This window comes from Zunongwangia endophytica (assembly GCF_030409505.1).
GTDB classification, from domain to species: domain Bacteria; phylum Bacteroidota; class Bacteroidia; order Flavobacteriales; family Flavobacteriaceae; genus Zunongwangia; species Zunongwangia endophytica.
Genome location: NZ_JAUFPZ010000002.1, coordinates 4048364 through 4069411, shown reverse-complemented (window position 1 = coordinate 4069411; position 21048 = coordinate 4048364). Strand labels below are relative to the sequence as shown.

The 21048-nt window shown below is 36.4% G+C and carries 17 protein-coding genes; 4 read left to right on the top strand and 13 right to left on the bottom strand.

What is annotated here, in order from left to right; genetic code table 11:
- Window positions 1-144: 144 nt before the first annotated feature.
- Window positions 145-1467, top strand: a complete 1323-nt coding sequence (locus QWY91_RS17865) for a sugar porter family MFS transporter (RefSeq protein WP_290236866.1) — start codon at window positions 145-147, stop codon at window positions 1465-1467.
- Between the two features lies 1 nt (window position 1468).
- Here the strand turns inward: QWY91_RS17865 and QWY91_RS17860 are convergent, their stop codons facing one another.
- From QWY91_RS17860 to QWY91_RS17815, 10 genes are all read right to left on the bottom strand, one after another.
- Entirely contained in the window at window positions 1469-2437 is a 969-nt protein-coding gene (locus QWY91_RS17860) for a glycoside hydrolase family 43 protein (protein ID WP_290236865.1), read from the bottom strand.
- Between the two features lie 5 nt (window positions 2438-2442).
- Window positions 2443-3447: a glycoside hydrolase family 43 protein gene (locus tag QWY91_RS17855; protein WP_290236864.1), complete on the bottom strand. Its 1005-nt coding sequence runs from the start codon at window positions 3445-3447 to the stop codon at window positions 2443-2445.
- 3 nt (window positions 3448-3450) lie between these two features.
- Entirely contained in the window at window positions 3451-4536 is a 1086-nt protein-coding gene (locus QWY91_RS17850) for a glycoside hydrolase family 43 protein (RefSeq protein ID WP_290236863.1), read from the bottom strand.
- A gap of 86 nt (window positions 4537-4622) precedes the next feature.
- Complete coding sequence (locus QWY91_RS17845) at window positions 4623-5759, bottom strand: glycoside hydrolase family 43 protein (protein WP_290236862.1); 1137 nt, start codon at window positions 5757-5759, stop codon at window positions 4623-4625.
- Window positions 5760-5768: 9 nt separating this feature from the next.
- Window positions 5769-6995, bottom strand: a complete 1227-nt coding sequence (locus QWY91_RS17840) for a DUF2264 domain-containing protein (RefSeq protein ID WP_290236861.1) — start codon at window positions 6993-6995, stop codon at window positions 5769-5771.
- Window positions 6907-7845: a glycoside hydrolase family 16 protein gene (locus QWY91_RS17835; RefSeq protein WP_290236860.1), complete on the bottom strand. Its 939-nt coding sequence runs from the start codon at window positions 7843-7845 to the stop codon at window positions 6907-6909. The genes QWY91_RS17840 and QWY91_RS17835 overlap by 89 nt, the downstream gene beginning before the upstream one ends.
- A 92-nt stretch (window positions 7846-7937) precedes the next feature.
- Window positions 7938-11105, bottom strand: coding sequence for a beta-galactosidase, LacZ type (lacZ, locus tag QWY91_RS17830; RefSeq protein ID WP_290236859.1), 3168 nt, complete (start codon window positions 11103-11105; stop codon window positions 7938-7940).
- Window positions 11106-11135: 30 nt separating this feature from the next.
- Entirely contained in the window at window positions 11136-12383 is a 1248-nt protein-coding gene (locus QWY91_RS17825) for a glycoside hydrolase family 88 protein (protein ID WP_290236858.1), read from the bottom strand.
- Window positions 12384-12395: 12 nt separating this feature from the next.
- A complete protein-coding gene (locus QWY91_RS17820; RefSeq protein WP_290236857.1) occupies window positions 12396-13703 on the bottom strand; it encodes a BNR repeat-containing protein in 1308 nt (435 codons plus the stop codon).
- A gap of 262 nt (window positions 13704-13965) precedes the next feature.
- The gene (locus QWY91_RS17815) at window positions 13966-14559 is read right to left on the bottom strand and encodes a RagB/SusD family nutrient uptake outer membrane protein (RefSeq protein ID WP_290236856.1); all 594 of its coding nucleotides are present in this window, start codon (window positions 14557-14559) and stop codon (window positions 13966-13968) included.
- A gap of 8 nt (window positions 14560-14567) precedes the next feature.
- Here QWY91_RS17815 and QWY91_RS17810 point away from each other — a divergent pair, with 8 nt between their 5' ends.
- The 3 genes from QWY91_RS17810 to QWY91_RS17800 all read left to right on the top strand — a co-directional run bounded on the left by QWY91_RS17810 (window position 14568) and on the right by QWY91_RS17800 (window position 17560).
- A complete protein-coding gene (locus tag QWY91_RS17810; protein WP_290236855.1) occupies window positions 14568-15359 on the top strand; it encodes a response regulator in 792 nt (263 codons plus the stop codon).
- Between the two features lie 27 nt (window positions 15360-15386).
- The gene (locus QWY91_RS17805) at window positions 15387-16571 is read left to right on the top strand and encodes a BT3233 family polysaccharide utilization protein (RefSeq protein ID WP_290236854.1); all 1185 of its coding nucleotides are present in this window, start codon (window positions 15387-15389) and stop codon (window positions 16569-16571) included.
- 95 nt (window positions 16572-16666) lie between these two features.
- Window positions 16667-17560 (top strand): alpha/beta hydrolase, encoded by an 894-nt coding sequence (locus tag QWY91_RS17800; protein WP_290236853.1) that lies wholly within the window; start codon window positions 16667-16669, stop codon window positions 17558-17560.
- 47 nt (window positions 17561-17607) lie between these two features.
- Here QWY91_RS17800 and QWY91_RS17795 read toward each other — a convergent pair whose 3' ends face one another.
- Genes QWY91_RS17795 through dnaB form a run of 3 tightly spaced genes read right to left on the bottom strand, consistent with a single transcriptional unit; the run spans window position 17608 to window position 20928 of the window.
- Window positions 17608-18030 carry a secondary thiamine-phosphate synthase enzyme YjbQ gene (locus QWY91_RS17795; RefSeq protein ID WP_290236852.1) on the bottom strand — a complete coding sequence of 141 codons (423 nt, stop codon included), beginning with the start codon at window positions 18028-18030 and terminating at the stop codon, window positions 17608-17610.
- 47 nt (window positions 18031-18077) lie between these two features.
- On the bottom strand, window positions 18078-19325 hold the full coding sequence (locus tag QWY91_RS17790) for an asparagine synthetase B (protein ID WP_290236851.1): 1248 nt from the start codon (window positions 19323-19325) through the stop codon (window positions 18078-18080).
- 46 nt (window positions 19326-19371) lie between these two features.
- Window positions 19372-20928 (bottom strand): replicative DNA helicase, encoded by a 1557-nt coding sequence (gene dnaB, locus QWY91_RS17785; protein WP_290236850.1) that lies wholly within the window; start codon window positions 20926-20928, stop codon window positions 19372-19374.
- Window positions 20929-21048 lie beyond the last annotated feature (120 nt).

The following is a 21048-nucleotide window of genomic DNA, read 5'->3' as shown; positions in this document are numbered from 1 at the left end:
TTTTTACCCTTTTAAAATTAGAATCGAATAATTACATATTTTCATAAAGCGCTGAAATACAAATTTCTGAAATTTTAAAGTGTAAATTATCATTTCGATAAAAATGGCTATATTCTAAAAAAATTTGAATTTTACTTTAACAAAATGAACAAAATAGTTCTCTGGTCACTTTGCGCAGCATTCGCAGGATTTTTATTTGGTTTTGATACCGTAGTAATTTCGGGAGCTGAGAAGCAATTACAACAAATTTGGCAAAGCTCAGATGCTTTTCATGGCACCTATGTTATTGGGATGGCACTATGGGGAACGGTAGCCGGAGCCCTTTTTGGTGGTTTCCCAGCTAATTTCTTCGGAAGAAAAAAAAGCTTATTTTTTATCGGAATTTTATATGTGATCTCTGCACTGGGGTCTGCTTTAGTGGACGATCCTTATATCTTCGGAATTTTTAGATTTATTGGAGGTTTAGGAGTTGGTGCTTCAACAATTGCCGCACCTGCTTATATTTCTGAAATTGCTCCTGAAAAAGACCGCGGACGCCTGGTAGCATTTTATCAATTCAATATCGTTCTTGGGATGTTAGCCGCTTATGCTTCAAATTATCTATTAAGAGAAACCGGAAGCGAACCCTGGCGCTGGATGGTAGGCATGGAAGCTCTACCCGCTTTAATTTACACTTTCCTTGTATTAATAATTCCGCAAAGTCCACGTTGGTTAATTTCACAAGGTAAAATTGCAAAAGCAAAATCTATTCTTTCACAAATTGATACCTCAAAAAATTTAGATGCTAAAATTGCTGAAATAAAGCGACAATCAGATCATGGAAAATCAAGCAATGAAAATATCTTCATGAAAAAGTATCGAAAACCACTAATATTAGCTTTTCTCATCGCGTTTTTTAATCAATTTTCCGGGATTAATGCACTTCTCTATTATGCACCTCGCATTTTTGAAGAAGCTGGTTTAGGAGAAAGCGCTTCCTTAATGAGTAGTATTGGTGTAGGGATTACCAATATCATTTTTACTTTTCTTGCTTTATTTCTAATTGATCGATTAGGCCGAAGAACTTTAATGTTTATTGGATCTGTTGGTTACATTATTTCATTAGCGATGGTATCGGCTGCTTTCTTTTTAGATTGGGGCGGGCTGAGTGTACCTATATTTATATTCATCTTTATTGCAGCCCATGCTATTGGACAGGGATCTGTAATTTGGGTATTTATTTCTGAAATTTTCCCTAATCACCTACGTGCCGATGGCCAGGCTTTTGGCTCTTCGACACACTGGGTGTTAGCTGCAATCATACCATCACTTGTACCTGTGCTATTTGCAAGCATTGGCCCTGGTTGGGTTTTTGCATGTTTCGCCTTTATGATGATACTTCAATTGTTGTATGTAAAATTTATGATGCCAGAAACAAAAGGAAAATCATTAGAAGATTTAGGACTGGGGTTATCTGAAGGAGAATAACTCATTCTCCTTCGTAAATTCCCTTTGTTGTCATTTTTATTGGTCTAATAGTACCATCTGGATTATACTTCATTTTTTCTATACAAACAGATCTACTATAACTAGATCCATCAGTTTGGATACCTCCGTTATGATAAATAAAATACCAATCGTTATTAAAATCTACGATAGCCTGATGATTGGTGTTACTATTTCCTGCAATTTCGTTTAATATCCCTTTATACTCGTATGGTCCTTCAATATCTTCTGCCATTGCGTAAGCGATCTTTTCAGGAAAACCTGTTGCATAGGTTAAATAATACATACCGTCTTTTTTGTGTACCCAAGGTGCTTCGGTAAATTCGAATCCTTCAAAATCAATTTTTTTGATCTCTCCATCTATCTCAATCATATTATCCTTCAATTTTGCATAGTAACACACGCCATTTCCCCAAAAAATCCAGGCTTGATCGTCCTCATCGATAAAAATTGCAGGATCTATACAAGTCCAGGAATGTGTAGAAGCAAAACAATCTTCATTAGTAAGAAGTGGTTTCCCTAATGCATCTTTATAAGGTCCCTCTGGACGATCGGCTACGGCAACGCCAATTCCCGTCCAATTGGTGCTAATATACCAGTAGTATTTCCCATTTCTTTCCATAACATGGCCAGCATAAGCATCACCACTAGTAGCCCATTTAAAATCGGTTATTTTTAAAGGCACAGGATGTTCTTTCCAGGTCTTCATATCCTTAGTAGAAAATACTAACCAATCTTTCATTTTATATCCTTTTTGCCCGCCTTCATAATCGTGACCGGTAAATAACCATAAGACATCATCTTCTACAAAAGCTGCAGGATCTGCCGTATATTTATATGTAATGATCGGATTTTGTTCAGCCTGAAAAACAAATGATGAATCTTTTACTGTTTGTGCTTTAAGGCTTACAAAACAGAATAGTATTATAATAAGACTTGCTTTAGTTCTCATAAACTTTATTTTAAAAGCGTTTTAGGTACGCCGCCCCATTTATCGTTAAGTCGTTTTGCTTCTTTACTAGTAATTCCAATTACACTTCCGTGTCGTGGATGAAAATCCTTGGTAAAACTTTCTGTTTCTTCTGAAAAATTAAAAAGATCTTTACTTCTTTGAAATTCATATTTACCACTAGAATACAGATCGTACATCAGTATATATTCTTCCGAATCATTCAATTTAAAAACTGAAGAACCTTCTACATTAATTTTTGAATTTGCATAAGCATCTAAATACTCAAAATCTTCTTTCCAAGGTCCATCCAAAGATCTACTAATAGCCTGCTGAATTCCATTTTTAAATTCTTTGCCTTTTTGGTCTTTGGTATTTCCTTTATAAAACAAATGGTAAATTCCATCTTTATAAATTATATCGCCGTCTATAGCTCCATATTTAGCACGGAACATTAATTCTGGTTCATTTTCAAAACCACTAAAATCCTCATTAGCATAAGCACTGTAGAAATCCAGATTTTCTTGTCCTTTAAACCGAATGGTAAAATAGATCAAATACTTGTCTTTCTCTTTATCATAAAAAGTTTGGGGCGCCCAAACCCATTGTACATCTTCAAATTTTTCAGGGTAAATTTGCCTAAAATCGATTGCAGTAGCTTCCCATTCAATAAGATTATCAGAATGCATTAGAATAATTCCAGGATTTTCGTCCCAACCATTTTTAACCGTAAACATATCTGTAGCCACCATATAAAACCGATCGTTAGATCTTAATATATGAGGATCTCGTATACCTCCTGTATTTGAGATTCTAGAAGAATTTAAAATTGGCTGATTATTATTTAAGGCTTTCCAGGTTTTAGCATCGGGACTAACGGCAAATCGTAATTGCTCTTGCAACTCAGCTTCTCCACTTCCCTCAAAATAAGCAAAAAGATAAGCTTCCATGTTTTTCTGGGAAAACGTAATCTGAACAAATAATAGCAATAGCGTACTGCAATAGTATTTCATAGCTTATGCTTCAAAATCAAAATTCCAGTATGCAGCTAAGTTTTCTGCCTCAGATTTAGTAAGATGAATTACCGCCCCGTGTTTTGGCGAAGAGAAATTAGTCGCTTTCATAACACCTTCATTAAAATGCCCTAAGTCTTTAAAGTTCTTAAAATCGGTAGTTTCCAAAAATCCAAAATTATGAGGCTGAATTCCGTAGATATCATACATTAAGATCCATTTATCCTCGCCGATAATCTTCCAAACATTTGGAGCTTCACTAGCTTCAGCTTCTTTGTCAATCCACTCTTCCTGATATTCGTAACCCTGATTAATCTCAGAAGAAACTGCTTGTTTTATTCCCGGTGTACCATCATGTGGTGTGTAAAACATATGGAATTTATTACCAATTTGAGTAATATCGGCATCGATATAAGAAACATCCTTAGGATAATCGAAAATCAATTTAGGCTCGCTTACTAAACTATCAAAATTATCATTCACGTAAGAGTAATACATTTGATTACGCTCATTCCCCATTCGCATCGTATAATACAGCATCAATTTACCTTCTTTTTTATCAAAAGTAGTTTCTGGTGCCCAAGCCGCTCCTACTTCTTCGTAGCCGGGAAAAGACTTATCAATTCTAACATTTGTCTTTTGCCAGTTTATAAGATCATTAGATTTCATTAAGACAAAACCACGATTATTACCCCATCCATATTTTTCGCCTGCTCGTTGCCATTCGGTTTCTCTAAGTCCGTCTCTCTTAGCAAAAATATGCAGATCTGTCATCGCCAAGTAAAAATTACCGTCTTCCCCGCGATAAATATGCGGATCTCGGATTCCTTGCTGTTCGGCAATTGTATCTCCGGCAATTACTGCTTTGCCCTTGTTAATATCTGTAAAACTTTCGCCATCATTACTTAAAGCCATATGCAAACTATGGTCGTCATCTTTAAAATAGACCATTAGGTAAGCAGCCATTTTTTCTTTTTCAGCTTTAGATTCTGCTGCGTTCTTATCACTTTTTTCAGAAGTTTGTTTACAAGAAAGCAATGACATAATGATCGCAAACAATGCAAAAACGGTAATTTTATTTCGTATCATTTTTTATAAGTAAAAGTAGATTTTTGATTGTTATCCAATTAAATTATAAACTGCCAAAGTATCAAGTAATCTGAAACTAATTGTTTTTAAAAGGAAGATAGATCCCACTCCTTTTTCCAACGAATGATTGGTTTTTCGTTCTCCCATTCTATAGGCAACCAGATATAGCGGCCATTAATATGATTTTTAGGTTTCCAGCGGTCTGCCATAAAGATAAAACTATCTTCTTTTCCCTGTACTGGTAACACAAAAGTACTTTGTGAAAAGAAAGTTTTGTCGGCATTTTCTCCAACTGCAGGGTTTCCTAGTTTTTCCCATGGTCCCATGATAGATTTTGCTCTAAAAGAACGCGCAGCATTAGGCGCCCAGCCTGTTAATCCTGAAGTAATCATATAACAATAACCATCTTTCTCGAAAATAGCAGGTGCTTCATTTTGTCCACCGGGTTGCATCCTCACCCACTCTCCGGTAAAATCAAGATAATCATCGGTTAATTTAGAAATATGTAAAGTCTGATTTTCTTCAGAAGAAGTAATATGGTACGCTGTATCATCTTTATCCATATACACCGTCATATCTCGTGACATCTGCCCGTTTTCAAAATCACGCCGAACAAACATTCCCTCTTTTAAAGCTTTACGCCACTTTGGCGTCCACCATTCTTCCGGGTCTCCATTTTTAGCGGTTTCTTTCCAGTCTTCTTTAAAATTTTGTGGCCATTGTTTCGAATTTGGTCGATATGATTTTAAGTAAGTAAACGGTCCCAGTGGCGAATCACTAATCGCAATTCCTGTCCTCGCTGCGGCATAACCCTGATCTTTTAATTCAAGATGAAACCACATTACGTATTTATCGGTCTTTTTGTTATAAACCACCTTTGGGCGCTCCATAACACTACCAGAAGTTATTTCTGAATCTGGATCTTTTGCTACAGAAAGTGCTACACCTTCATTTTTCCAATTGTATAAATCTTCAGAAGAATAAACTGTAATCCCTACTCGTGCTAAGCTGGATTTGCCCTTATGCTCTCCATACCAGTAATAAATTCCGTCTTTAAATAGAATCCCTCCACCATGTGCATTAATATGATTCCCTTCGTTGTCTTTCCAGATTTCTCCGGGGCGGAAAGCGGTATAACCGGGCGAAGAGGATTGAGAACTTAAATTAAATTTCGCAAATAATAATATTAAAACAATGAGGTATTTAGATTTCGGATATTTCATTTTCAAATTTTAATAGTGATGATCTATAGGAATGCTTTGTCCACTCCATATTGCCTTTTGCGTCCAGGCTTTTGCAGGAGCTGTCCAAAACTCATCTTCCGGAGAGAGTCCTAAAACCAAAAATGCTTCAGTACTTAGATAAAGACTTCCGGTAGAAATATAAGCTTCTCCGATATTGTTTTGATTTCCTACAAGCCCAACCTGAAGCCATCCATTTTTATCAAAAGTTCCTTTAGCTTCAATTTGATTTTTGATTACAGCGTATAATGCAGATCGTACTTGAGCAGGTGCTACTTCTTCGCTTAAATTCTTCCAAAGTGCCACCTGAGAAAGCGCCTGAAAAGCTCCAAAACGATACGCTAAAGATCTACCAATTGGCGGATACGTTCCGGTAGGAGAAATTAATCGTTCCTGAATGCTAGCGTAACGTTGTGCTCGCTCTTTTACCTTTTCAAAATCTTTTTCGCGGCCTACGCCGGCTTCTTCCATCGCTTTTAAAATGTCTAACAACATTGGCTGAATCACGAAACTATTGTAGTAATCCCAATGAAAATTTGGACCATCACCATACATCCCATCACCAAGATACCATTCCATATGTTTGTTAATAGGATATGCCAATCGAACCATATCTGCGCCGTCATCAAATTTAAGCAGCGCTGCTTCTACCATTCCGGTAAATAACAACCAGTTACTATAGTAAGGTTGGATATCTCGAGACGATTTTAGAGCCGCGATTACATTCTTTTTAATTTCTTCGGAAAGTGGATCCCACAACTGCGTAGGTGCTCTTAGCAGACCTTGTGCAAAAAATGCAGCATCTACTAATGGCTGACCATCCTTATTGAAATTCATGAAATCTGCTGAATTAGGATTGGTTGCTTTATCAATTCCTTTTCGAGCTAATTCGATATATTTTTTTCTCAGTTTTCCTTCTTTGGTATTATCGGGCCCTAATTCTAACCAAGGTGCTATTCCCGATAGTGTCCTTCCGAAGGCTTCTAAATAAGTTACATGAGTACGATCGTCCCAGGCACCTGGAGATCGTTCTACCGGCATTTTTTCTTTTAGTTTTCCTTCTGCAAGATTAGTTAAAACTGGATCTGAAATTTTAACTAATGATGCCACATAAAATTCACGTACTTCTTTAGGCTCTGGCTGGTTTAAATCCTGAGCATAAAACTGACTTGAAAAAAGTAGCATTACTAGTACTAATTGAAGCTTGGTTATTTTCATAATTTGTTATTTTTTTTTGATAAACTCGTACATAATCAATCTCGTATTTTTTTGGAAACAAAGTAGCTGAAGGATCACCTCCATTACTTCCGATTGCTAGATTTAATAAAATATAATGTGGTTGATGAAAAGGATTAAAACCATCGGGATTCTCTGTTTTAGAAAGATCTATTGTATTCAGCAATTCTTCATCTAAATAAATCTTAATCACTTCTTTTGCCCAATGCATTCTCCAAATGTGAAAGCTATCTGCCCATTTTGGATCTTTTTCTAGGAATTTTGAAAACGGAATCTTTTCACTATCCCAAGCGACATAATCGGTTTTTCCTTTCCAGGCAGCATTTGCTAAAATTGCAGGTTTTTGATCGACTAAATAATATTCCGTTACATCGATCTCTCCATTATACGGCCAGCCTTTTTCTATACCCAACGTCCAAATTGCCGGCCACATTCCTAAGGCAGTATCGATTTTAGCCTTTACTTCTAAAATTCCGTATTTAAAGCTGAACTTATCTTTAGTATTAACACTGGCAGAAGTATAATTTGCAAATTCTCTACGTTCATACCATTTCTCACTTTTGGGCTTATATTGACTGTTTTTAATTCTTTCTTTCCTAGCTTCAATTACTAATAGACCATCATGAATTGATGCATTATCATCCTGATACCACTGTAATTCTTCGTTTCTAACGAAACCTTTCTCATAAGACCAAAATTCAGAATCAGGTTTGTTGCCTTTATCAAATTCATCTGACCATACTAATTTATAATCAAATAAGGTATCAGTACTTTTTTGCGAAAAGCAATGACTGAAAGTGGATAAAAGAAAAAACAGAAAGAATTTATTCATGTTTTCGAAACAGTTGATATCGCATATAAAAAACTATCCCTAGACGTTTAAATTTCTAAGGATAGCTTCAAATCACACTTATATTTTATTTTTTATTGAAATAATGATACAGTATAGGAATAACTATAGTTATTTTCCTCTAGGCGATATTGCTTATGCGGATAACGTCCCCATGAATTATCACCACCTAAACCACGTTGTTTATAATCGACATGCAAAAATACTTTGTCCTGAACTTCAAGATCTGTAGGGTGTCTTTGCGCTTTCTGTTCTCCCGGATCTAAATCTTCAGTAGCAATGTCTAAAGCACTAAACCCTAGAGGTTGTTCACCAACTATTTTTAATCCAGTGCCATTACTATTTTTAAGCTGAATCCAACGCGCATCGGTTTTATAACCGGCCTCTTGCGGACGAATATAACCCCACGTAAACTGATTTTCGACTTTATCTTCGTAGATACCTAAAAACGCTGAAGTATTTCTATCTGAATAATTTTCCCAAGGCCCACGACCGTAATATGTCAGGTTCTCGTAATCGCCAGGTAAGATCATGCGCATTCCAAATCGTGGGATTTCAGGTAAATCTTTTTCAGATTGTAAACTTGCGGTTACTTTAATTTTTCCGCTGTTTTCAATTAGATATTCAACCGTGTATGGAACATCGACTCCGGCTAATTGATAGGTCACTGTAATTCGCTGTCCAGATTTGTCTTTTTTGGCAACCTCAACATTTGTTATTTCTGAATTATGCGTTGCCTCTTTCCAAGCTTTCAATTTTTTCGGCATGCCATTTCCAAAATCATTATCAGTAGGCGCTCTCCAAAAATAAGGCTGCGGAAATACCGAAATTGGTGATTTCTCGCTGTCTTTTAAATGATACGCTTCAAAACTTCCGGTTTTGGTATTGAAAGTACCTTCAATAGTTGCCGTTGAAAATTGAAGTTTGTCGCCTTGTTTTTTTACTTTTAAATCACCTGAAGTCTCTGTATGATTTTCAGCAAAATAAGTAGTTTCCCCGATTTTGAATTGTTCTCTGGCAATTTCGTGTCCCGCAGGAACCATCGCTTTCGCTTTTTTAGTGTACGCATACACGCTTAAGAAATATTCTTTATCCTGAAGTTCCAGCAAAGTAACTGAAATCGATTTTGAAGTATTTGGAGCGACTTCAATATTGAATTTTTCAGATTGTACCACTTCTCCGTCAGCAAGTAATTCCCATTTGAAATCGAACGCATCCAAATTCGTGAAATTGAACTTGTTTTTTATAGAAAGGTCATTGCCATTAAGCTCAAATTTGATGTTTTGATATACTTTTTTCACTTCCTCTAAAGCTGGATGTGGTTCACGATCCGCAGTTACAAGTCCGTTAGCATTAAAGTTTTGATCATTTTGCAATTTTTCAGCGCCAAGATCGCCGCCATAAGCCCAAAACTCACGTCCGTCTTCGGTTTCCGTTCGTAATCCCTGGTCGACCCAATCCCAGATAAAGCCACCTTGCATGTGATCGCTATTATCGATAATATCCCAGTATTCCTGAAAGTTTCCGTTACTATTTCCCATCGCATGAGAATATTCACACATAATAAATGGGCGTTCTTTGCTATCATCCTCAGCATATTCTTTCATGTGATTCATGCCAGGATACATAGGACAAACGATATCGGTATTTCTATTTTCCCCTGCCTGCTCAAACTGAACTTTACGGGTAGTATCTCGCTCTTTAATCCAATCGTAAGCATCGTAGAATACGGGACCATTTCCACTTTCGTTTCCTAAAGACCAAACAATAATAGAAGAGTGATTTTTGTGAAACTCAACCATACGCCGAATTCTGTCCATGTGCGCTGCGGCCCAATCTTTAAGGTAAGCTGGGTGCTTTGATTTATCAAAATTGCCTTGCCACTCTGCTCCCATCTCGTGAGTTTCGATATTGGCTTCATCTACAACATACATTCCGTATTCATCAGCCAATTCATAGATATAAGAATCGTGCGGATAATGACTCATTCGGATTGCATTTACGTTGTTCTTCTGCATCACCTCGATATCTTTGCGCATCATTTCTCGATCGGGCGTGTGACCTTTATCAGGATGATGTTCGTGCAAATTCACTCCGTTTACTGTAATCGCCTGTCCATTCACCATTAGCTGCGCATTTTTAATTTCCACTTCACGGAAACCTGTTTTTCCTGAAATTGCAGCCACTTCATTGTCTTTTTTATCTAATAGACTGATCGTGTATTTGTAGAGATTCGGAAATTCATTACTCCATTTTTTAACCTCAGCAAGATTTTTACCGAAGCTCACTTCAGTTGCTTTTTTATCTAAGGATTTAGTTTCTGAATACACTTCTTTACCAGAAGGATCCATTAATGTGAATTTCACTTTTGGCTTTTTGATACTGCCTTTACCAAAATCCTTCAGTTTTACATTGACGTTTAATTCGCCATCGCTATAATCGTTACTCAAACCACTGGTTACAAAATAATCCCATATTGTAGTTTTTGGAACCGCTTGTAAATATACATCGCGCTCCAAACCACTCAAACGCCAGAAATCCTGGTCTTCCAGATAACTTCCGTCGTGCCATCTAAACACTTGGACAGCTAAAAGATTTTCTCCATCCTTTAAAAATTCAGTAATATCAAATTCAGCCGGCGTTTTAGATGCTTTGGTCATTCCCGCTTCTTCGCCATTTATAAAGATTCTAGCGTAACCAGAAATTGATCCAAATCGAAGAATAATCTCGTGATCGTCCCATTGCTGCGGAACAGTAAAAGTTCTTCTATATGTTCCTACTGGATTATAAATTTCTTCATCACCATCTTTTGAGTTTTTGTTGATGATCTCGCCACTCTCGGTTTTTTCTTCCGAAGGAAATCCGATATAAGGTGGATTTTTAGGATGCGGATAAGTCACATTGGTATAAATCGGCAAATCGAAACCTTCTAATTCCCAATTAGAAGGAACCTTGATATCGTCCCATTCACTGTCGTTCAATGATTCCTTGTAAAAATCTAAAGGGCGTTCACTAGGATGTTGAACAACATTAAATTTCCAGGTCCCGTTTAAACTATGGTATAAATCTGAAGATTTAGGTTCGTTCTTTAAGGCTTTAGAAGCGGAAGAATAGAGCACAAAATCGCTATGGCCTTCCAGTTTGTTTCGATCTAAAGTTGTAGGGTCTTCCCATTCATTTTGCTGAGCAAATGTTGCAGTAAAAACCAGCAAACTAAGAAGGCTAAAAAAATTCTTTTTCATATTTTTAATTAATCTATTTCTGATTTTGGTTTACAGTTCCTGGTATCTTTTTAGAGCTTCTACAAAATAGTAATCACCGTAGGTAAGTGGCACATCTACTTCAGAGTTTGCAGGCTTACTACCTACACCATGTTTCAGTAAGAATCCACCTAATTCATCTTGTTCAGCTAAATATTCATCAGACATTAGGCTAGACAACATTTTTTCAGCAGAATTAAAATAGTTCTCGTCCTCGGTATACTCATGTAACTCGATTAATGCTGAAGCGATTACTGCGGCCGCAGAACTATCTCTAAAATCATCTGGAATATCTTCAGCATCATAATCCCAGTAAGGCACCATATCTTCTGGCATATTTGGATGCTCCAAAATGAACTTTGCAATATTCTTCGCCTGATCCAGATATTTTTGCTCTTTAGTTTCTCGATACATTAAAACGTAACCATAAAGTCCCCAAGCTTGGCCACGAGCCCAAGACGATTCGTCTGCAAAACCTTGTGCTGTTATTTTGGATTTGGCTTCTCCCGTTTCTTCATCATAAATTAACTCATGATACGTACTATAATCATCTCTAAAATGATTTTTCATGGTAGTGTTGGCGTGATTAATAGCTATTTCACGATATCGCTCATCACCGCTATGATCTGCAGCCCAAAAAAGAAGTTCCAAATTCATCATATTATCAATTATGACTACCAAATCTCCTTTTTCTGCTTTATTCCAAGGGGCACTATCCCAAGATCGGATTGCTTTTACGGTATCGTTATAGCGTATGGCCAAAGACTTAGCGCTCTCCATTAAAATATCTTTATATTCTTGTTTTGGATCTAGACGGTTTGCGTTACCAAAACTGCAAAACATCATAAAACCAAGATCATGCGTACTGGTATTTTTCGCTTCTCTTTTTAGATGCTCCAAAATATGTTCGGCTTCTGTTTTTAGGGTATCTTTCCCTGTTTCTTCATATAAATAAAGCAAAGTACCTGGATAGAATCCACTAGTCCACCAACCAGAATTACTAGCTTCAAATTCGCCTTTTTTAGGGTAAAATGTTTTAGGGTATTCTCCTTCTTCAATCTTACCTGCCATAGATATATATTGGTTAGCTGCCAGTTGAGTGACTGAATCAATTTTTTCTTCGGAAATTTTCTTATCTATACTTGTTTCTTTTGCTTCAGACTGATCTATCTCGGTTTTATTATCTTCCTGATTATTTTTACAGGAAACTCCTGCCGACAGCAGTAGTGAAAGACTTAATACTTTTAATAATGGTTTCATTTTATATAAAATTTATTTTAATGGTAAATTTGAAATTTCTAATACACGTACTTTAGTTGGCTCTGATTCTGCGATTCCTTCTCCATCCACTTGCGTTACTTTTTGAACAAAAACATGCAATTCCCCCTCTCGTTCCCAAAGTCCCAAATCATAATTAGGCTCCCATTCTCCAACAGATTCCTTAGTTAAATCGATTACATTCCATGGACTTTCATTATTTAATTGATGGTAAGCCATCGAAACTTTGTTTCCTCTCTCTTCATCTCTAAAGAGAAGATAGATCACAGGATCATCTTCGGTTTCTTTCAATAAAATTTCAGGACGGGAAATCGGAATCTTTTTTGTTCCCCCTCCACCTAGCTGAAAAGTTGAATTCCTAAAGTTTGTGTTTTCGTGCTTCCATTCTCCTTTTTCCAGATAAATTAACTGATAATCAGTTTTATTATCTTCTGTCCAATAGGTTACAATATAAGGATTTCCATTTTTATCGGCAGTCATTGAAGTTTGATTGATCAATTCGCTGCTTTGTGGAATTTTCCAAGCATACTCGGCCGTACTCGCTGTGATGGGTAGTTTATATCGTTCTCCATTGGATTTTTCCCATGTTATGCCACCATCTTTTGATCTCGCATACGCCATATCATGATTGGTAGAAACATCCCAACTTTCACGCCACACCCAAGATAGATGAATAGTTCCATTTCTATCTACACTAGCCTGCCAATAAGCATTTCGTTCTCCTTCGCCATCGATTAAATTATCGTGTAAATCTTCCCATTCTCGATTATCAATATTGTATAATTTTGAAACCAATTTTCCTTTCCCTGATTGCCCAGATCGGTATAAGAAAAATAAATTTCCGTTTTTAAGATTATAAAATTGAGGATAGGATAGCTTATTTTCGTCTTTACCTGTCATTGCTACTTTCTCCCCTAATGTTGTACTGAATGCAGATTCACTAACTGCATAATTTAATGGATTATCATGATGATCCCAGCTAGCGTGGAGTCTATTGTCACCATCTAAGGCGATGCTAATTGCGTTATGAGCATCCTTGGTGTTACCTGTAAAATCTGAAGTTTGTAGTTTCCATTTTTTGCTGTTAAGCTTTCTATTACCCAGTATTACTCTTGAGGAATCATCGTAATATGCTATAAATTGAAAATCTCCGGAAGAGACTAAAGCATTCTTCCGGAAAATCACTGTATTTACTGAATTATTTGCCCAACCTTCTCCTACTTCTATGTCTTTAACTTTTGTAGAAGAGCAACCTGTTAGGAGCAGTATTAATAAATTAAAAAAACATACATACTTCAGCATTTTTATAAAGCTTCTTTTTCTTTCACAATATTCATTTTTTTTAATAAATCGAGATGGTGCTAATTGACTTTTTTTGAGGGTCTGATGATTCAGTTAAAATTTATTGGTTTAAGATTCAATATTTTAAGCAAAATATTAAAAAGTAGAGAATGCCAAGTGTACTACTTTGACGTTCTCTACTCAAATTCATCAAATATTGAAATATAAATAAAATAAGAGTACTTGTTAGAGTTATTCAAACCCTATATTTTACAAATTGAAATTACTCAACGTTCCCTTCATCTTCAACGGCATTTTCCCAACTATCCCATACTTTCGTACTAGGATCATAACCGTCGTAACCATAATTCTGACTTAATTGTCCTTGTATATTAGCAGCTATAGCACTGTTAGGTATTGGCCAAAATACGTTTCGCTTATCCATCGTATAATAATTGGTACCATTCGGAATTACAATCCCCTCCGGATATTTATTGTAGAGTGTATAATGAACAATTCGTTGATACCAATAGCTTCCTCCAGATTCATCGGTTCCAGATTGTTGATCCCATGAATCAAGATTGTAAGTATTCCCCCATTCATCTGGCATTCCACTCATTGCTAAGCAATGAGATATTCGAGTTAATTCAACATTTCTCCATTCTTCCAAGTAAAGTTCTCTACCTCTTTCAGCACAAATATCTCCAATAGTAACATCTGTATATAATTGAGAAGCATCTGCTCTTTCCCTTATAGTATTAACATCCTGAGTAGCTCCTGCAATATTGCCTTGATAAAATCTAGCTTCTGCTCTCAATAAATAAGTTTCTGCTAATCTATACAGATACCAGTGGGCAAAATAAAGAATTAGAGACACGCGCCTTATTGAACCCCAACACCGATAGAGAACTTATCTTACTAATCGACGACAATCCTGATATTCATCATTATCTTTCTTCAATATTAAAAGAAAAATATGATTTGCTACATGCTTTAAATGGTCAGGAAGGAATTAATATGGCGATAAAACATGTACCAGATTTAATAGTTTCAGACATCATGATGCCCGAAAAAAGTGGTATTGATTTAACCAAAATTCTAAAAACGAAAAATGAAACTACGCATATTCCTATAATTTTACTATCTGCGAAAGATACTTCAGAATCTATCATAAATGCTTACGACGAGGGGGCTGATGATTATATCACTAAACCCTTTAGTACTGCTATTCTAAATGCCAGAATTAGAAACCTGTTGGACAGAAAACTGAGGTTGCAGAAAGATCTACTTCAGCCTGAAGAAAATGCGTCTGTTAAAAGTGAAACAGAATGTAAGCAGATTGAAATAGAGAAAAAATTTCTTAATAAGTTTGAAAAAACTGTTCTGGAACATATCCAATCTCAAGGAAAAATAGTTGAATTAATTGCAAAAGAAATGGGGATGAGCCGTGCTTCTTTATATAGAAAAATAAAAGCACTCACAGGAAAAAGCATTAATGAATACATAAGAGATATCAAATTAGAAAAATCCTTGTACCTAATTCAGAAAGAAGGCTTAACAATTTCTATGGCTGCTTTTGAAGTTGGTTTCAACAATATGAAGTATTTCAGGAAAATTTTTAAAGAAAAATTTGGTAAATTACCATCAGAGTTTTCTTTAAATAAAGACCTCACCTAACGAAATCCTAATCTAAACCTCAACAAAATGAATAAACTAATTACCACTACCATACTTGGTCTTCTTTTAGCCACTGGATGCAAATCTGATAAAAATGAAGAAAATCAAGTTTCAATAAAAGTTACAAACGATCTAGATTTCAAAAGAACTGAAATTGTAAGTTTTGATGCTGAAAAAATACTTTCAAAATTTAAAGATTATTCCTTAGAAAACATCCATATCAAAGATAGCTCGGGACAGGTTTTAAGAACACAGTGGATAGATTATGATGAAGATGGTACTCCGAAGGAATTTCTGTTTCAAGCCCAAATTGGGCCTAATGCTTCTTCTAAATACCAATTAGTAAACGATAGTACGCTTACAACCGCTAAAAAAGAAGCCGAAGCCTACTCAAGATTCGTCCCTGAAAGAACTGATGATTACGCTTGGGAGAATGATAAAATTGCATTTAGAACCTACGGCCCTACGGGGCAAAAAGAAGCTTTAGAAGGAGTTGCCGGCAGCACCCTTTCTAGCGGAATTGATATCTGGTTAAAAAGAACCGAAAAACCGATAATTAATAAATGGTATGCTGAGCATGTTAAAAATCCCGGATATTATCATATAGATCATGGTGAGGGTTATGATCCATACCATGTGGGAAAAAGCCGCGGTTTAGGCGGTATAGGCGTTTTTGAAGATGACAGTCTTTACGTGTCTCAAAATTTTATGGAATATAAAACCATCGCAAGCGGTCCTTTAAAAACCGTATTCGAATTAAGTTACGATCCTTGGGGACCTTATAACGTAAAGGAAACTAAAAGAATAAGCTTAGCATTAGGCGACCACTTTTCTAAATTTGAAATATACTTACAAGCCGATGATAGCATTCCAAACTATGCAACCGGTATAACTTTACACGATAACAATGGGGAATATGAAATTAATAAAGAAGAAGGCTGGATTATGCATTGGGAACAAATTGATGATGCTAATGTGGGTGAAGGAATCGTTATAGCACCTAAAGCAATCGATTCTGCTTTCGCCTATAAAAGTGATATTCCCGATCAAAGCAACTTATTAATCACTACCCAACCAAAAGACACCTTTACCTACTATGCTGGTTTTGCTTGGGAAAAAAGCGGAGATGTTGCTAATAAGAAAGAATGGCAACAAATGTTAGAGAAACAGTCTAAAATCATTGCATCTCCTTTAAAAGTTACTTTGGATTAAGATAATTTCTGAAAAGTTTAATATTGAATCCATAAAATTTAAAATTTCGTTATCAGCTCGTTTTTGAGTTTAAAGTTAATTTGTCAAAAAAAAGCATGACTACAAACACAGATGAAATTCTTGAAATAGATAACCAAAAAGTTGAAGTAGCCGCTTATGAAAATATCACGTATTCTCAGCCTATAGGTCGCTTAACTGACAGATCGATTAATCTGAAAATGGATATTTTAAAACCACGTGTAGATAGAAAGCTACCCGCAGTTTTATATATCCCGGGTGGCGGATTTATACGCTCCCATAAAGAAAGTTCGATACAACAGCGATTAGCGTTAGCAGAAGCAGGATATTTGGTAGCTAGCATCGAGTACAGAACGGTTCCTTCGGGTAAATTTCCCGATGCGCTGGTGGATGTTAAAAGTGCCATTCGTTTTTTAAAAGCCAATGCTGAAAAATATGGATTATCACGAAATAAAATCGCGGTGATGGGAGCTTCAGCCGGCGGCTATTTGGCAGCGCTTACTGGTACTACCAACGAACATACGAGTTTTGATTTAGGTGATTTTTTAGAAGAAGATAGCAGTGTAAATGCAATAATCGACCTTTACGGTGTATCCAATTTGGGGAACATCGCTAAAGATTTTTCAGAAGAAACTCAGAAGAAACATGAATCTGCGGCATCATCTGAAGCTCTATTTCTAAACGGAATTCCACCTTTCGACGATCCTCAGGATGATTTATCTAAGCTTATACAAAAAAGCGATCCTGCGGTTTACATTTCTGCAGACACCCCTCCTTTCTTAATTATGCACGGAGATAAGGATCAAATTGTATCTCCCAGCCAGAGTTCTTATTTATATGATGCTCTTAAGGAAAGCGGCATATCAGCAAAAAAATATATCGTGAAGAATGCAGAACATGGTGGCTCCTATTGGGTACAACCAGAAATTATTAAAATTTTTGTCGATTTTTTAGATGAACATATCAATTAAAAAAAGCCTGGTGATGCCAGGCTTTTTTTCTAATTTCTTTCCAATCACTAGGATCCCATAACGGTCAAAACCAATTTTCTTGATCCGCCGTGATTTCTATGTTCACATAAATAAATTCCCTGCCAGGTTCCCAAATTCAATTTTCCATCGGTAACAGGAATTTGTACTGAAGTTCCCATTAGTGAGGCTTTAATATGCGCTGGCATATCGTCTGATCCTTCAAAAGTGTGACGATAGTATGGCTGGTCTTCTGGCACCATTTTATTGATATGACTTTCAAAATCATCTCGTACTGTAGGATCTGCATTTTCATTGATCGTTAATCCTGCGGAAGTGTGCTTTATAAAAACCTGAAAAATTCCTTGCTTAATTTCACCAATCTCAGGAAACTGATCTATAATTTCGTCAGTTACTAAATGGAAGCCTCTGGATTTAGACTTCAATGCTATTTGTTTCTGAAATGTCTTCATACTCTATTTTTTATAATTAAATAAGCAGAAAAATATATTATATCCACTTATGTCTTCTTCTTTTTCTTCTTAGCTGCGGGAAATAATACATTATTCAGTATTAATCGATAACCGGGAGAATTTGGATGCAATTCTAGCTCGGTTTTAGGATCCCCTACCCTATGTTGATAATCTTCTGGATCGTGACCTCCGTAAAACGTAAAGAAACCTTTCCCTTTTACTCCGTGGATATATCTTGCTTCGCCATTCACTTTATTCTCTCCCATTACCAATACATTAGCTTTTATATTTTCGGGATTATAAGCTGTAGTTTGCCCCATGAAGCCTTTTACTAATCTTGTATGATTTTGGGTTAACATTGTAGGAATTACATCCCATTTTGCCGAATAATCCATCAAGGTAAAGTAATCTTTCTCCATAGGCACCGCTCGCTTAGCAGTCATATCTATAGAAGAAAATTCATAAACCATCGGACTTCTTTCCAGAACAAAATCGGTAAAAGCGAAAGAACTTGTAAAATCCAATTTTGATTGATAACCGGGATCACTTGGATCTCCATCAAACATTGGCTCGGCAATATCTGTATTTTCAGCAGCAAGTGCGATATCAAAACTGTCGGTAGCACTACACATAGCGAACATAAATCCGCCCCCAACTACATAATCTCCAATTTTTAATGCTACAGCAAGCTTCTCTTCTGAAACTTTATCGTAACCCAAATTGGCGGCTAGTGCTTCAGCATTTTTTTTATCCTCAATGTACCAAGGTGTGGTTCGATAAGCTCTGTAAAATTTCCCGTATTGCCCTGTAAAATCTTCATGGTGCAAGTGCAACCAATCGTACAAAACGAGAGCATCGCTTAAAACTTCCGTATCGTAAATGGTTTCGTAAGGAATTTCAGCATAAGTTAAGGCCATAGTTACCGCATCGTCCCATGGTTTATTTCCTTGCGGAGAATACACCGCAATTTTTGGTGCCTTTTCTAAAATTACGCTTTCTAGGTTTTTAGAAGGACTCGAAATTTCATCCAATATTGCTTTAGCATCATTATCGGTTAAGATTTCAAAAGAAACACCCCTAATCTTACATTCTCGCTGTATGCTTTCTTCAGCATCAAAAAGAAAAGAACCACCACGATAATTTAACAACCATTGTGCTCTTATCTGATTTTCCAAAGCAAAATAAGTTATTCCGTAAGCTTTAAGGTGATTTTGCTGCCCATTCGGATCCATAGGAACCAAAATCTTATTCGCAAAACCTGAACTTCCTAAAAAGAAAAAGACAGTAAAAAGCATAAAAGCTTTAAACTGTCTTTGGTTATTTTTTATAGTATTTCTTAATTTAGAACGGCACGTCACTATCATCATCCTGATTAAAATCATTCATCGAACTTCCAAATGCTTCATTGGCACTTGGGCTAGGAAGATTTGCACTTCCAAATTCGTTATTATCATCACCATCATTCATTTTAGAATGGAATTCGAATGGCGAATCAAAGTCTTCTAAGTTATCAAATTTACCAAGATGACCAATAAATTTAAGTCGGATATTTTCTAAACCACCATTACGGTGTTTCGCGACGATAAATTCACCTTGTCCTTCGGTCGGAGAGCGTTCTTCATCATCCCACTCTTCAATTTTATAATATTCTGGACGGTAAATAAACGATACAATATCGGCATCCTGCTCGATCGCTCCAGATTCCCTAAGGTCAGACAGTAAAGGTCGTTTACTACCTCCGCGCGTTTCTACCGCACGAGAAAGCTGAGAAAGTGCAATTACCGGAACACTCAATTCTTTTGCCAGCGCTTTAAGGTTTCGCGAAATCGTAGAAATTTCCTGTTCACGGTTTCCTCCTTTTTGCGTTCCACCGGCGGTCATTAACTGCAAGTAATCGATCACTATCAGTTTAATACCGAATTGGGAGGCTAATCGACGCGCTTTTGCCCTAAGGTCAAATATTGATAAAGAAGGAGTATCGTCGATAAAAAGCGGCGCCTTTTCAAGATCTTTTACCTTTACGTTAAGCTGTTCCCATTCGTGTTTTTCTAGATTCCCTGTTCTTAATTTTTCTGAAGAAAGTCCTGTTTCCGAAGAAATTAAACGCGTAATTAACTGTACTGAAGACATCTCTAAAGAGAAAAAGGCAACAGGAATTCCTTGCCCAACAGAGATGTTTCTCGCCATCGACAAGGTAAGTGCCGTTTTCCCCATACCAGGACGTGCTGCAACAATAATTAAATCTGAAGGTTGCCATCCTGAAGTTAGTTCGTCTAATTTATCAAATCCTGAAGGCACACCACTAAGCCCTTCTTTATTTGAAATTTCCTGAATTCTACTTTTTGCCTGTATTACCAGACTTTGCGCAGATTCGGTTGATTTTTTAATATTTCCCTGGGTAACCTCGTAGAGTTTAGCTTCAGCAGAATCTAAAAGATCAAAAACATCTACACTTTCATCGTAGGCTTCTTCAATAATTTCCGCAGAAATTTTTATTAAACTACGCTGTATATATTTCTGAAGAATGATACGCGCATGAAATTCGATATGCGCCGAAGATGATACTCTTTGTGTAAGCTGAATTAAATAATAATCCCCACCAGCTTTCTCGAAGTTTCCATCTTTCTTAAGTTGATTAGAAACGGTTAATAAGTCGATTGCCTCGGTATTTTCAAAAAGTTTGAAAATAGCCTCATAAATCAGTTTATGCGAATTTTTATAAAACGCATCGGGATGTAAAATATCGATGATCTCGTCTACACCTTTCTTATCGATCATCATAGCACCAAGCACAACCTCCTCTAAATCAACAGCCTGTGGAGGAATCTTTCCTTTTTCCAGACTAATGACATTAGTGTTTTGATTATTATATCCTTTAGATGTTGCGGTTTTTTCCATAGCACGAAAGTAACCAATTTGCCCACTAGAGCTTAAGAAATTAGAATTTTCTAGTTCACTAGTAATGAACAATCTGGTTGTTGAAAACTTTATTTTTTTGTTGATAAGGCCAAAAAAATC